Below are 12,730 nucleotides of genomic sequence, written 5' to 3'. Positions count from 1 at the left end.
TCAGTAATCGACGCCTTTGCGTGCCTTAACGCCAGCGGTGTAAGCGTGCTTTACGTCTTTAACTTCGGACACTGTGTCCATCACATCCTGTAAAGCAGAGCCACCACCCCGGCCGGTAACCACAACGCTTTGCTCCGGTGGTCGTCCTGTGATGGCTGAGAGGATATCGTCAGCCGGCAGGTAATCGTAGGCAATCATATAGGTCAGTTCGTCCAATACCACCAGATCCAGGCTGGGGTCCTGAAGCATCTTCAGTGCCACAGCCCATGTCTTCTCCGCAGCGGCAATATCGCCGCTTCTGTCCTGTGTATTCCAGGTGAAGCCTGTGCCCATTTGGTAGAACTCTACCTGCGGGCACTGGTCACGCAGATAGAGCTCTTCGCCGGAGAGCTGAGCGCCCTTGATGAACTGCACCACACCAACCTTGTGGCCGTAACCTAAAGAGCGCATGACCATGCCAAAGGCGGAACTGGTTTTGCCCTTGCCATTGCCGGTTACCAGTACGGCGACTCCACGCTCTTCATCGGCCGCTTCTATCGAAGCATCAACCTTGGCCTTCTGCTTTTCCATCGCAGCCTTGTGCTTGGCATTGCGCTTGTCATCCTGAGTGCTCATACGGTGCTCCTAGAACTGATAGCGCACGCCTGCATAGGCCGCTGCACCAGTTGTGTTGAACCCCGGGGTCTCTTCGTAGTCCTCGTCGAGAAGGTTCTCTACGCGACCATACAGTTCAAGCCCCTGTAGAACTTCATAACTCGCGCTGAGGTTGACCACCTCGTAGTCATCCAGCGAGCTGCCATCCACGTCTACAGCGTCATAGGCACCCCGGATATACAGGCCCAGACGGAGTCGCTCTGCGAGAGGGTTCCATTGGAGGCCAATATTCGCCAGATGTTCGGGGCGACGAATGCGGGTGTCGTTTGTGGAGTCCTCGGTATCGTTGTAGGTGTAATTACCCGTCAGTGTGAGAGCCTCAGCGATCTGCCATTCAGTGATCAGCTCCACACCGCTGGAGTCGATTTCTCCGTCACCCTGTAGATAACCCGAAAATCCGACCTGGTCGAAAAAGATCTCATTATCGACGCGCTGATCAAAATACACCGCTTCTAAATACAGGCCGCCGTCGGTTGCCCATGCGACACCGATGTCAAAGCCCTCGCTTTCCTCTTCCTGTAATGCGTTGTCCGTAGCGGGCGGGAAGGCAAAGGGGCCCTCGTTATACGCCAACTCCGAAAGAGAGGGCGCCCTGAAGCCAGTGCCGTAGGTCGCCTTAAGCTTGAGTTCGCTACCCTGCAGCGGGATCAGGTAGGCTGCGCTGGCTCGATAGGTGCTGTGAGAGCCAAAGTCTTCATTGTCGTCATAACGGAGACCGCCGGTGAGATACAGGCCCTTGGTGACTTGCCCTTGAAGCTCGGCATAGTAACCGTCCTGGTCGCGATCGCGCTTTACAGAGCCGTCGTCCAGTTCCTCTGACAGCAGGTCGATACCCGCTATTGCGGCCCAGTTATCGCTGATCTTGTAGTTGGCCAGATACTCGATACGTTGAAGCTCGCCCTCGGTCGCAAATCCCGGTTGTCCTTCGGTGAAGAACGCTCGCTCGGTGTCGCTGAAGTTATAGCTGAGGCTATGCGACAGAATCTCTGAATCGATTTTTGCCGATACGCGCCAAGCACTTTGATCAAACTCAGAATCGCAGTCTTCTGAACGCGAAAAGGAAGCCGTGAAGCAATTGTCGTATTCGCCATCGGCATCCACGTCACGATAGACACCCTCCAATCGAAAGCCCTCACTGACATTCCAGCCTGCGCGTGCGTGGACGGTGGTGTTGTCATACCCGTCGTCGTCACGAGTCACCGTGTCGTCAGTGCGGGCGTTGAATCCATCGGTGGAGTAGTCTGCCGCTGACAGCGAGAAGTCCCCCAGTTCATTACCGCCAGCGACAGCACCCGTGTATTGCTGGGTGCCGTAGCGGCCGCCTTCGGCGCTGACACTGCCGCCCAGTCCATCCGTCTTGGTGGTGGTAAAGATGTTGACGATGCCGCCGGCATCCGCGCCATACATCAATCCCTGCGGTCCACGCAGGATCTCTACCCGGCCGATGCCACTGCTGAGAATATGTTCAAAGCGCGGTCCGATCTGGATGCCCGATGCATCGGATACGTCGATGCCGTCGATATAGGTACGGGTACGGAAGCCCTCTTCGCCACGGATACGTACCGTAGTGACCGAGCCCTGACCGCCGGAGTTAGACACCGCGACCGACGGTTGGGTGCGCAGTACATCAGCAAGCGCGTTGAACCCGTAATCCTGAATGGTTTCTTCAGTGATCACAGAGACTGAGGTGCCGACCAGCCGCAGTGGCATCTCGACACGCGATGATGTGACAACGACTTCTTCCAGTGTCTGTTGTGCAGACACGGGTGATGCAACTGCAACGGCAGCCGCAAGTGCAGATAAACGAAAATAGGTAGTGTTCATGGTGTTCCTCAACAGCCAGATTGTATGGCGACTGAGGGAGGGGATTCAGGAAGTACGACACAGCGGTACGTAGCCACCTTTAATGAAGCCCTCCGCTCCATCGGTGAAACGCACATCTGGCTGGTATCGGGCTGACAGCAAGTAGCTGGTACCGTTGCGGGGGCAGCGGAGGTCTGGTTACCTCACTTCCCATTTAACCTACCCAGTTGCATAGCAACGGCAGGCACCGGACGCAGGCGCACCTTAGTGGTTGAGCGCCTGCATTGTCAAACGCGCACGCCACGGCCTATGCTGGGCAGAGGAGATATCGATAGGGCGCTCATGAATCATATACACCGTGAACATCAGTAATGGCTAGGCGTGGGAGAAGGCGTGGTCGCTGGCTAATTATCGCACTGGTCCTGTTGTCGGCCTTCCAATGGTGGCGTGACGGCGAGATAAGCTGGCCGAATGCTGTCCTCGATAACCTGCAGGAATGGGCGAACCGGCCAGAGGCGTCCTGGCGGCAGGCCAGTGATACGCTCAATGAGGCAGCACCCGCCATACCTGAAGACTTTGATCTTGTCGGTAAGGTCGTACGTGTCTCCGATGGCGACAGCCTGTCATTGCTCGCTGCCGATGGTAAGCAATACGCGCTGAGGTTATACGGCGTAGATGCGCCCGAACGGGATCAGCCCTTTGGTGATCAGTCCCGCGCGCATCTCAGGCGTCTTGTTGACGGTCGTTCGGTGGGCGCGACGGTAGAATCCGTCGATGATTATCAGCGTCAGGTGGTTGAAGTCTTTATCGATGGGCGCAGCGTTAACCTGATGATGTTAGAAGCGGGTATGGCTTGGTGGTACAGGTACTACGCACGTGCTCGCTCTGACATGGGGGAGGCAGAACGAGTTGCGCGTGCCAAGGAGCGCGGGCTTTGGTCCCAGCCAGATCCTGTAGAACCCAGGCGGTGGCGCCAGCAGAACCGGGGTTAGCCGCTAGCTTGCCCCTTGATGGTTGCGTAGGCGGCTAATGCGCTTTCCCGGGCAATTTTATGATCGACGATGGGAAGCGGGTAGGTCTCGCCGAGTGTTATGCCAGCCTCTTGCAACAGCAACGGTGGCGTCTCCCAGGGCTTGTGGAGATACTTGTCGGGCAAGGCCGCGATTTCAGGCACCCAGCGGCGGACGTATTCTCCTTCCTTGTCAAACTTCTCGCCCTGGGCAATGGGATTAAATATCCGGAAGTAGGGGGCTGCGTCGGAACCCGAGCCGCACACCCACTGCCAACTGCATGCATTACTCGCCAGGTCTGCATCCACCAGGGTGTCCCAGAACCAATCCTCACCATCGCGCCAGTGCAGTAACAGATGTTTGGTCAGGAATGAGGCGACCACCATTCGGACGCGGTTGTGCATAAAGCCGGTTTGCCAAAGCTCGCGCATACCCGCATCAACAATGGGGTAGCCCGTTTGACCTCGCTGCCATGCATCTAACGCCGACTCATTACTTGCCCAGGGGAACGATGAAAACGGCGCTTTGAAGGGTTTTTCAGGAATGTCGGGGAAGTGGACCAGCAGGTGGTAGCAAAACTCCCGCCATCCCAGCTCACTCTGAAACTTCTCTATGCTCGAAGCCGCTTCGGGGGTTTCATTCTTTTGGGCTTCGGCCATGTGCCAGACCGTGCGCACGGATATTTCTCCGTGATGCAGATGCGCTGATAACTTTGACGTGTAAGCCTTGGCTGCATAATCCCTGCCTTCACCGTAGTGCTCAGCAGGACCTGCCAGGAAGTAACGGGCTCTGTTGTTGGCGCCGAGCTCACCGGGTGTCCAGTAGTCGTGCCAGGTGGCCGCCCAGTCAGGGCTTGTTGGTAGCAGCTCTAACTCGTTCAGCGGTGCGCTAGTCAGTGCCTCGCTGAACCAGATAGCATCTTCCGGTTGCGGTAATGGCGCAGCCGGTGGTTGCGCCGCGTTGCAAGCGCGCCAGAACGGGGTGTAGACCTTGAAGGGTTGTCCCGCCTGGGTACTGATGCTCTCAGGTTGGTGCAACAAAGTGCCCGGAAAGCGCTTAACCGTTAATCCCTCTGTGGAAAAGTACTCATGTACGCTTTGCTCCAATGCCCGAGACCAGGGCTCGAACTGTTGTGAACAATAGATCGTGTCAGCTCCCGTCTCCTTCACAATTGTTTTAAGTGCAGCGACGGTGGAGCCCTTGTATATGTGCAGGCTGCCACCTAGCTTTCCAAGCTCTGACTTCAGTGCTTCAAGGCTGTGGTGTAACCACCAGCGACTTGCCCCGCCGGCTCGCCAGTTGCCCGGGGCATCCTCATCGAGAATATAAACAGGGATTACCGGTTTGCCGGTTTGTGCTGCGGCATGGAGCCCTGGTAAATCCCGGGTGCGTAGGTCCTGTCGGAACCAGTAGATCACAGGTTTTGTCATGCCTGTTGTTACGGGATCAGCGCAGGGCGAGATCATCGCTAGCGCGACTGGTTATACTAGCGCCTCAAAAATATTGATTTATCCTATGCAAATTCCTATCAAAGGCCCTTGGGGGCATGACGAGACGACGCTGTTTTTGGCCGAGTCTACGTACCCCGTCCGACTTGCTGCCGTGGCTTCAGACGGATTTCCGCGGGTGGTTTCGCTCTGGTATCGCTCCCGTGTGTTGACGTTGGAGTGCGTGACCCATCGAGACGCACCCCTTGTCAAACTTTTGGCAGCCAACGCCAACGTTGGATTTGAGATTTCTCCCAACGATCCGCCCTATCACGGCGTACGCGGGCAGGGCATCGCAACCATCTCGCCCCTGGCCGAGAGCGATACGCTCGATTGGATGGTGTCGCACTATCTGGGTGACAGTGATTCTCAAGTGGGTCGCTGGTTGTTGTCTCGCCGAGAGCAAGAGGTGGTCATCAAGATTGAGCCGCAGAGGCTGTTCAGCTGGGACTATCGCGAGCGCATGGCCGATGTCAGCAGCTGAAGGCCTTCCAGCGGATACCCAAAGTCACGCAGAGATCGCCTGCACCGTGTAGGCGAGCACTGAGCCGCAGTCGGCATTTAGTTTTAGATTGGCCAAGTCATCACCGCGCGTAACACCACGATTGATAATCGCAATAGGCTTACCAAGAGCAGCCGCCTGTTTGCAGAAGCGATAGCCCGAGTACACCTTGAGTGAGCTGCCGAGCACTAACAGTGCGTCACTGCGTTCAATTGCGGCCATACCGGCCTCCACGCGATCTCTGGGCACTGAGCCACCGAAGAAAACCACGTCAGGCTTGAGTGTGCCCGCGCATTGGCTGCAGGCCGGAACCTGCATTGCGGCCACGCGTTCATCGCTTACGTCGGCATCGCCGTCGGGCCTGGGGGACACCGTGTTGAGTTCTGAATCGGGGTTAGCCTGTAGCAAGCGCTGTTGCATTGTTTCGCGCTGGGTTTCCTGTCCACAGCCTAGGCACACCACCTGGTCTAGCCTGCCGTGCAGGTCTATCACCCGCTCGCTGCCAGCGCGTTGGTGCAGCCTGTCTACGTTCTGCGTGATGAGTGTGTCGATATGCCCCTTGGATTCCATCCAGGCCAGACAGCGATGGGTCACATTGGGACGTGCGTCTCTCACCGGCGGCCAGCCAAGCATGGAGCGGGCCCAGTAGCGTCGCCGCGCGGCCAGCATATTTAAAAAATTCTGGTGCTGAATAGGATTTGATCCTAACCAGGTCCCTTGCGCGTCGCGGTAGGTTGGAATGCCAGAGTCTGCACTGATACCGGCGCCTGTCAGAACGGTGAGTGTGGGATGAGCACGGATAAAGGCCAGGCAGCGCTGGTTTGCCTCCCGATCCGCTGAATAGGCATCAGCGCCGGCCAAGTCCGTGCTCGTTCGATGTGATTCCGTCATATGAACACTATACGAGCAACCCGTATTGCCGGTTTGCGTGGTCTGGCCGGCAGGGTAGTTTCGTACTGTATATGACTGCGATATGGGAATTGCTTATGCATGTGTTGATTACAGGTGGTACGGGGTTTATCGGATCGTCGCTGGTACCAGCGCTGATGGCGCAGGGGCACAACGCTACCGTGCTGAGCCGCAATCCGGCGGCCTCAATCGCCGGCGCAGAGACAGTGACGTCATTAGCGGCTATCGGTGACGAAGCACGCATCGATGCGATCATCAATCTGGCAGGCGCGTCTCTGGCAGATAAGCGTTGGAGTATCACTTATAAACGGCAAATAGTGGATAGTAGGATCGATACCACTCGCGCGATTGGTGAACTGGTCACGCGCCTGCAGCACAAGCCTACGACGCTTATCAGCGGCAGCGCGATCGGTTATTACGGTGCTTGCGGCGATGAGCCTCTGGACGAAACCTCCGCAGCCGGCGAAGGGTTTGCCGCTGTGCTTTGTCAGGATTGGGAAGCTGCCGGCAGCGCAATCAGTGACGTAGAGCGGACAGTGCTACTGCGCCTGGGTGTTGTGTTGGACAGCGGTGGCGGTGCACTGACTGAAATGGCCAGACCGTTCAGGATAGGCGTAGCCAACTATATCGGCAGTGGGCATCAGTTCCTGAGCTGGATTCATCGCGAGGATGTTGTAGCCGCAATAATTTATGCCCTGGAGAATCCGTCGATTTCGGGCCCCGTAAATCTCACCGCACCACACCCGGTCACCAGCCTGGGCTTCTGCGCGGCAATGAAAAAACGCACTCGGACGATGATAACGCTACCTATGCCCTCGGCGGTGATGCGGCTGATGGTGGGTGAGATGGCAGACGAACTGCTCAGTGTTGGGCAGCGCGTGCTGCCCGCGAAGTTGCAGAGTGAGGGTTTTCAGTTTCGCTACCCACACATTGATGCTGCCCTAGAGGCATCTCTCTAGCGACGGATGGGCCAGCCGTGTGAGTCTGGGGAGCTCATATGGGAACGATTTCGTAATCATCGTAAGCATCGCGAATTGACGGAGAATCCGCGAGTTTGTCCAGCGCAGAGCGCTCCAGCTGGCGAACCCACTCCCGGCTGACCGACAACCGGTCGGCAATCTCGGCGCGACTTAATGGCGGCCCGTCGTGCAAACCCCAGCGTGCTATCACTACCTCGCGCTCCGCAGGATCAAGTGACTGTATATTGGTGAGTAAACAGCGATTGAGAGAGTCGATTTCTGCGTTGTTCTCTGTCCGTTGAAACGGCCCACCAGGAATCGTATCCAGCAAAGAGGTCTCTTCGCCGTCATACTGGGGTGCATCCAGTGATACGCCCATATTGCGCAACTGCAGCAGGCTGCGAGTCTTGTCCAGGCTTAACCCCGCGGCCTTCGCAAGGTGCTCGTCGCCCGGCTCGATGCCGGTTCGGGCTTGTTCCAGTGCTTTTTCCCGATACAGCTTGGCAACCTGTTCCTGCACGTGCGTTGGATAACGGATCATGCCGCCAGAGTCACCAACAAAACGACGAATAGACTGGGTAATCCAGTTAAAGCAGTAGGTGCTGAAGCGGAAGCCCTTGGCACTCTCGTACTTCTCTGCGGCGCGGATTAACCCCAACGTACCTTCCTGGATAAGGTCCAGGTACCCAATACCTTTACCCTTGTTTTTTCCGGCAATGGAGTACACCAGCCTGAGGTTGTGCATGACCAGGGTGTCGCGGGCTCGTGCATAACGCGAATAGGCGTTGGACAGGACCGAACAGGTCGCTTCTGACAGTGCCAGGTCGCTGTTGTGTGCGGGCCACTGATTCTCCCAATCCTCAAGGCCATCAGCCACCGCGTCGGACACGGTGTGATCGCTTTTCCGCAGCAGCCAACACGTAATGCCAACGACCAAACTGGCAGGAAGGTTCAGTGCATCGAGTGCCTCGCGGCGCGACGCGGAGGACCTTGAACGGGCAAACTTGGCCAGGAACGTGTCTATGTCACCAGCGCGCTTGCCCCCGGTGAGGTAGTCAACAAGCTCCCTGCGCAACACAAAGTGTGATTCGCGGCTGCGAAATAGCGAAATGTCGGGTGTGGTGGCACCGCACTGCAGCGCCCAGTCCTTCAACCACGTGCGTCCATTGTCATCGTCCACCAACGCGTCCAGCATTGTGCTCACGGCAGCCCACTTGTCGCCGTCGATGGTTCTTTCCTCGTCGGCTGTTAGCAAGGGATAGCGGCGGGCCTCTGCAAACAACCGTTCAAGATCTTTGTCGTCTGTGTCACTGGTCCAGTTATCCACGATTACCTCCGTTTCAATGTCGTTAAGGTATACGGGCAATTGTCCAGCTTGGACAGACAAAACGCGCGTTTGTCCAATAAGTTTCGCGACAAAAACAGAACACTGTGGTCGTTGATTACATCCAGTCCTATATTTGTCGCGTATCTTGACCAGGTAGCCACAGGAGAAGCCTCATGGAAGCACAAGTTTTGGAACCCCGCCCGCTGTACGGTATTGGCACCGTTGCGCGTCTCACCGGCTTGAAACCTGACACCTTGCGTGTCTGGGAGAGACGCTACGGACTAGGCGCCAGCCACAAGTCGGCAACGGGTCGTCGGCAGTACACCCAGGCTGACCTGGAGCATCTCCAGCTGGTATCCACACTGGTTAAGAACGGGTCGCGCATTGGCGAAATCGCCGCCTCAGAGCGAAAGACGCTGGAAATGCTTCTGCGCGGCCAGCCTCGCAACGGGCAGAAATCCACTGCTCCCGCTGGTAAGCCCCGAGTCATGGTGGTGGGTGATCGTCTCTGTGACTGGTTAGATGATCATCAGGGCTGCCTGACCAGTGTCGACGCTCAGCTGGCCCGTGTGCCTCTGAGCGAGCTCGACCAGTCTCTGATCGAAGACGAATCAGCCGACATGCTCCTGGTGGATTGCCCCACGCTTAACACGTCACAAGTCGCGCGTTTGACCGAAATTGCGACGGGATTGTCTGCCCAGCGTGTTGTTGTGGTGTATCAGTTTGGCAATGAGCGCTGGATGGAGGAGTTGGAGTCGCGGGACATCGTAACCACGGCCTTTCCGCCGGATCCTGCTTTCCTGGCGTTCGAGCTAAGCCGTGGCGCGGCGGATAAGACCGTGAGCATGGGCGAAACCAATCTGGGCGAGTTGATCGAAAGTAAGCCGCGGCAGTTCAACGAGAACGAACTCAGTGCTGCCCGTAACCTCAAGAGCGCACTGGACTGCGAGTGCCCCAAGCACATCGCAGATCTGATTCGCGCGCTCAATCATTTTGAGGATTACTCATCCAGCTGCTCGGTAGAAAACTGGCACGACGCTGCAGTTCACGCCTGTATTTACACTTACACAGCCCAGGCCCGACACCTGATGGAAAAAGCCATGCAGGCGGTGCTGGAAGAGCGGGGCCAGGAATTTGCCGAGGCCTTGGCGAAAACCATGGTGCGCAATGGAGCTAGCAAAAATGCGGCCTGACGATAGCATCGCTGAGCCTCTACCCTGCAGGGGTTGCACCAGCGATTGCCCCAATCGCGCCACTTGTGAGGCAAAGCCTTGGAGGGCCGACGCGGCTCCCGCGAAACAGCGGGATTAGTAAAGCGCGCCACTGCTGACCTTGGGTGGATCGGAATGGCGATAGAGGCCTAACTCTTGGCCAGCCTGGCGGAAGCGCTCTCGATCATGGCGTTCAGCCAAGGCAGGGAGCGTGCTTCCCACGCCCAAAGGCATATGGGCGCCACCGGCGGTATGATCAGAACGCTGAACTGGTAAGACAATGCAATGGCCGCCGGCGGGGGCAACGAGCCGACGTCAAAAGCGGTTGTCCCCAGTGACACCATCAAATTCTTGAGGCTGACGCAGATCATGCCCACGATCATGAGGAGCCAGAGAACCAGCAAGCCACGGCCGAATCGTTCGATAGGGTTGTCCAGCTCCGAAGCAAAGTGCAGCGCGGCATAAAACGGGATGGCATAGGTCAGCAGGCGTGTGTCCTGATTGAAGCCGATCTGAAACTCCGCTTGTGCCAGCGGCACTAATTGCCCTGCGGTTTCGCCAAACGGCGTCTTCAGCAACATGTCCGTACCAACCAGGCTGTACTCATCGACTAAGCTGGGCAGCCAGAGACTGAGAATCTCGCCGGCTGCGAACACGACAGGCGCAGCCAGTACAGACGCCAGAGCATGCCATACGATGAAGAACGCAGGTATGAGCACGATGACCCAGGCAACGAAGCGCTGTCTCGGTGCCAATGTCATCAGGCGGGCTGTTCTTCAGGCGGTGCCAGGTAGCGGAGATACAACGCAAACACCAAGAGCACATCCAGCATAATCAGAACCGGCCAGAGGTAGAGGTGTGTCCAAGAGAATATCTCGATATTCCACTGCCCCAAATAGAACAGACTGATGATGCGCACCACATTCAACAACTGAATGGCCGCGAAACCAATGAGTATTGCCGCCAACCGTTGCAACCATGTGGCGGGAAAAGCGATAACACCGGCGATCAGTACAATGGTTGCTTCAACGCCATTGCAACCGGCCTCAATCGACACGGCAAATTGTGCGGTGGTGTGCTCAATGATGCGACCTGACGCCACGACCGCGTCGTCAAAGGGCATTATGATGGCGGCGCTGACGGTAGCCAGCCAGCCGGTGAACGGTTGAATGACTGCAGCTTGGACGGGCTCCAGCATTTCGATCGAGAACAATCCGACGAGCAGTACGGTGAATGTGATGACAAAGCGACTCATGCGCAGAGCATAACAAATAGCCGCCAGCCGCTTAAGCCAAACTGCTACACTGATTCGACAGATTAGTTTGGCAAGCATCATGTCGAATACCGCACGCGTGCTGGCGCTTTTGGTCAGCGCAGCTATGTTTGTTTTCAGTAGCTGGGTATACATTAATACCGGTGACTGGGTGGCCGCATTTTTCGCGTTGGCCAGCGTCGCCTATGCGTTTTTCTTTTTTTCTTTTGGCGGTGGATTCAGGGGGTCCTAATGCGTCTGAGTCTCGTCATTTCTCTAGCGCTTATCCTGATGGGCTGCACCACGTTCACGGGAGATATGGATCCGCCCAAAGTAACCGTGGAAAACGTAGAGGCATTGCCCACGGACGGAACCCCCCGCTTTCTAATCACGCTGAATATAGTGAACCCCAATAAACAGGCGCTGGATATAGCCGGTGTGAGCTACAGCATCGACATCATGGGGAAAGAGTTGGTGACGGGCGTCACAAACCAGGTACCCAAGATTGAGCCGTACAGCGAGCAGCAGGTAGAACTCGAGGCCGGCGTACGGTTGTTTGAATTGGTGCGCCTCCTGGCAGGGCTGGGAATGGAACCTACCGATGAGCTGGAGTACCAGTTCGAGGCCAAAATCGATTTTCACGGTTGGATGCCCACGCAGCGCGTGGACGAGACCGGTGTTATCTCTCTGCGCTAGGCCCGCGCCAGCCATTCATCGAAGGCCTCTCGCGTCGCGTAGGCGGTTTGTGTGCAGCGCCCGGTAACGCTGTGAGACGCGTACTGAACCGCATTTTCAATACTCTCCCTGATGTCGCTTCCGGCTGCGTAGTGGGCCGCGAAACAGCCGACGAAAGCATCGCCGGCGCCCGTAGTATCAACGGCATCCACCGTTGGTGCGGGCACACGGAAGCTGCTGTCCGGGCCTATGTATAACGTACCGCTGTCACCCATGGTGACTATCAGGTGTTTGAAGCCGCGGGGCATCAAAGACTGCGCTGCAGCGACTATCGCAGCCTCTGTGGCAACCGGCATTCCGCTGAGAATTTCCAGCTCAGTTTCGTTGGGAACGAAGAAGTCGCAGCGGGCCGCGTAGGCCAAGTCGAGGTCGGGCGAGGCGGGCGCAGGGTTGAGAAGCACGGGAATGCCCTCCTGATTACCAAATTCAATGGCCCGATAGACCGTTGGGAGAGGTATCTCCAACTGAAGCACTATCAGACGGCAGGCGCGCAGATCGTCTGCGGCCGCATCGATGTCGACGGGCAGCAGGTGCTTGTTGGCCCCGGGTATGATGAGAATCCGGTTCTGCGACTGGCGGTCGACCATGATAGGCGCAACGCCGCTTGAAACGTTTGCCACTTTAGTGACGTGGCGCGTGTCGACCCCATAGGTCTGTAGGTTGGTGATGGTGTTGTCTGCGAATCCATCGTCGCCAACGCGGCTCATCATCAGAACCTCAGCACCCAGTTTGGCAGCGGCCACGGCCTGATTGGCGCCTTTGCCGCCGCAACCCATGGCGAAGTCATCGGCCTCCAGCGTTTCTCCCGCTTTGGGCATTTGATCAATGTAAGCAATGAGGTCCACCATATTGGATCCAATTACGGCTATCGTCATGGGCTG

Annotated in this window: 14 protein-coding genes and 1 riboswitch; of the genes, 6 read left to right on the top strand and 8 right to left on the bottom strand. The window is 57.0% G+C overall.

Annotated elements, in window-relative coordinates; translation table 11 throughout:
* Together cobO and IE089_RS05565 are read right to left on the bottom strand one after the other, a co-directional pair.
* Entirely contained in the window at positions 1-615 is a 615-nt protein-coding gene (cobO, locus tag IE089_RS05570) for a cob(I)yrinic acid a,c-diamide adenosyltransferase (protein ID WP_189475965.1), read from the bottom strand.
* A gap of 9 nt (positions 616-624) precedes the next feature.
* The gene (locus tag IE089_RS05565; RefSeq protein ID WP_189475962.1) at positions 625-2,478 is read right to left on the bottom strand and encodes a TonB-dependent receptor plug domain-containing protein; all 1,854 of its coding nucleotides are present in this window, start codon (positions 2,476-2,478) and stop codon (positions 625-627) included.
* A 101-nt stretch (positions 2,479-2,579) separates the two neighbouring features.
* Positions 2,580-2,724: riboswitch (cobalamin riboswitch) on the bottom strand.
* Between the two features lie 104 nt (positions 2,725-2,828).
* On the opposite strand from IE089_RS05565, the gene IE089_RS05560 reads away from it, so the two are divergent.
* The gene (locus IE089_RS05560) at positions 2,829-3,449 is read left to right on the top strand and encodes a thermonuclease family protein (RefSeq protein WP_189475959.1); all 621 of its coding nucleotides are present in this window, start codon (positions 2,829-2,831) and stop codon (positions 3,447-3,449) included.
* Here IE089_RS05560 and IE089_RS05555 read toward each other — a convergent pair.
* Positions 3,446-4,897: a cryptochrome/photolyase family protein gene (locus IE089_RS05555; protein WP_189475956.1), complete on the bottom strand. Its 1,452-nt coding sequence runs from the start codon at positions 4,895-4,897 to the stop codon at positions 3,446-3,448. The two genes, IE089_RS05560 and IE089_RS05555, sit on opposite strands and share 4 nt — an antisense overlap.
* 85 nt (positions 4,898-4,982) lie before the next feature.
* Between IE089_RS05555 and IE089_RS05550 the strand changes: the two genes are divergently transcribed.
* Positions 4,983-5,438 (top strand): pyridoxamine 5'-phosphate oxidase family protein, encoded by a 456-nt coding sequence (locus IE089_RS05550; protein WP_189475953.1) that lies wholly within the window; start codon positions 4,983-4,985, stop codon positions 5,436-5,438.
* Positions 5,439-5,462: 24 nt separating this feature from the next.
* On the opposite strand, the gene IE089_RS05545 is transcribed toward IE089_RS05550, so the two are convergent.
* Positions 5,463-6,347, bottom strand: coding sequence for an NAD-dependent protein deacetylase (locus IE089_RS05545; RefSeq protein ID WP_189475950.1), 885 nt, complete (start codon positions 6,345-6,347; stop codon positions 5,463-5,465).
* A 95-nt stretch (positions 6,348-6,442) separates the two neighbouring features.
* Between IE089_RS05545 and IE089_RS05540 the strand changes: the two genes are divergently transcribed.
* Complete coding sequence (locus tag IE089_RS05540) at positions 6,443-7,324, top strand: TIGR01777 family oxidoreductase (protein WP_189475947.1); 882 nt, start codon at positions 6,443-6,445, stop codon at positions 7,322-7,324.
* 34 nt (positions 7,325-7,358) lie between these two features.
* Here IE089_RS05540 and IE089_RS05535 read toward each other — a convergent pair whose 3' ends face one another.
* A complete protein-coding gene (locus IE089_RS05535; protein WP_189475943.1) occupies positions 7,359-8,651 on the bottom strand; it encodes a sigma-70 family RNA polymerase sigma factor in 1,293 nt (430 codons plus the stop codon).
* A gap of 173 nt (positions 8,652-8,824) precedes the next feature.
* On the opposite strand from IE089_RS05535, the gene IE089_RS05530 reads away from it, so the two are divergent.
* On the top strand, positions 8,825-9,844 hold the full coding sequence (locus IE089_RS05530; RefSeq protein WP_189475940.1) for a MerR family transcriptional regulator: 1,020 nt from the start codon (positions 8,825-8,827) through the stop codon (positions 9,842-9,844).
* 167 nt (positions 9,845-10,011) lie between these two features.
* Here the strand turns inward: IE089_RS05530 and IE089_RS05525 are convergent, their stop codons facing one another.
* Positions 10,012-10,623: an exosortase H-associated membrane protein gene (locus IE089_RS05525; protein ID WP_189475937.1), complete on the bottom strand. Its 612-nt coding sequence runs from the start codon at positions 10,621-10,623 to the stop codon at positions 10,012-10,014.
* On the bottom strand, positions 10,623-11,117 hold the full coding sequence (gene xrtH, locus IE089_RS05520; RefSeq protein ID WP_373294704.1) for an exosortase H: 495 nt from the start codon (positions 11,115-11,117) through the stop codon (positions 10,623-10,625). Before xrtH ends, IE089_RS05525 begins: the two co-directional genes overlap by 1 nt.
* A gap of 79 nt (positions 11,118-11,196) precedes the next feature.
* On the opposite strand from xrtH, the gene IE089_RS05515 reads away from it, so the two are divergent.
* Both IE089_RS05515 and IE089_RS05510 read left to right on the top strand, forming a co-directional pair.
* Positions 11,197-11,367 (top strand): hypothetical protein, encoded by a 171-nt coding sequence (locus IE089_RS05515; RefSeq protein WP_189475934.1) that lies wholly within the window; start codon positions 11,197-11,199, stop codon positions 11,365-11,367.
* A complete protein-coding gene (locus IE089_RS05510) occupies positions 11,367-11,810 on the top strand; it encodes an LEA/WHy family protein (protein WP_189475930.1) in 444 nt (147 codons plus the stop codon). Before IE089_RS05515 ends, IE089_RS05510 begins: the two co-directional genes overlap by 1 nt.
* Here the strand turns inward: IE089_RS05510 and rbsK are convergent.
* A complete protein-coding gene (gene rbsK / locus IE089_RS05505; RefSeq protein ID WP_189475926.1) occupies positions 11,807-12,724 on the bottom strand; it encodes a ribokinase in 918 nt (305 codons plus the stop codon). The genes IE089_RS05510 and rbsK overlap by 4 nt on opposite strands.
* Positions 12,725-12,730 lie beyond the last annotated feature (6 nt).

The sequence above is a fragment of the Parahalioglobus pacificus genome (genome assembly GCF_014652275.1).
Lineage (GTDB): Bacteria > Pseudomonadota > Gammaproteobacteria > Pseudomonadales > Halieaceae > Parahalioglobus > Parahalioglobus pacificus.
Note: the sequence above shows the minus strand (reverse complement) of the source record. Positions and strands in the feature narration are given on the sequence as shown.

Coding starts and splice junctions, on each gene's coding strand:
- cobO (WP_189475965.1), bottom strand. CDS start 615: ATGAGCACTCAGGATGACAAGCGCAATGCCAAGCACAAGGCTGCGATG.
- IE089_RS05565 (WP_189475962.1), bottom strand. CDS start 2,478: ATGAACACTACCTATTTTCGTTTATCTGCACTTGCGGCTGCCGTTGCA.
- IE089_RS05560 (WP_189475959.1), top strand. CDS start 2,829: ATGGCTAGGCGTGGGAGAAGGCGTGGTCGCTGGCTAATTATCGCACTG.
- IE089_RS05555 (WP_189475956.1), bottom strand. CDS start 4,897: ATGACAAAACCTGTGATCTACTGGTTCCGACAGGACCTACGCACCCGG.
- IE089_RS05550 (WP_189475953.1), top strand. CDS start 4,983: ATGCAAATTCCTATCAAAGGCCCTTGGGGGCATGACGAGACGACGCTG.
- IE089_RS05545 (WP_189475950.1), bottom strand. CDS start 6,347: ATGACGGAATCACATCGAACGAGCACGGACTTGGCCGGCGCTGATGCC.
- IE089_RS05540 (WP_189475947.1), top strand. CDS start 6,443: ATGCATGTGTTGATTACAGGTGGTACGGGGTTTATCGGATCGTCGCTG.
- IE089_RS05530 (WP_189475940.1), top strand. CDS start 8,825: ATGGAAGCACAAGTTTTGGAACCCCGCCCGCTGTACGGTATTGGCACC.
- IE089_RS05525 (WP_189475937.1), bottom strand. CDS start 10,623: ATGACATTGGCACCGAGACAGCGCTTCGTTGCCTGGGTCATCGTGCTC.
- xrtH (WP_373294704.1), bottom strand. CDS start 11,117: ATGAGTCGCTTTGTCATCACATTCACCGTACTGCTCGTCGGATTGTTC.
- IE089_RS05515 (WP_189475934.1), top strand. CDS start 11,197: ATGTCGAATACCGCACGCGTGCTGGCGCTTTTGGTCAGCGCAGCTATG.
- IE089_RS05510 (WP_189475930.1), top strand. CDS start 11,367: ATGCGTCTGAGTCTCGTCATTTCTCTAGCGCTTATCCTGATGGGCTGC.
- rbsK (WP_189475926.1), bottom strand. CDS start 12,724: ATGACGATAGCCGTAATTGGATCCAATATGGTGGACCTCATTGCTTAC.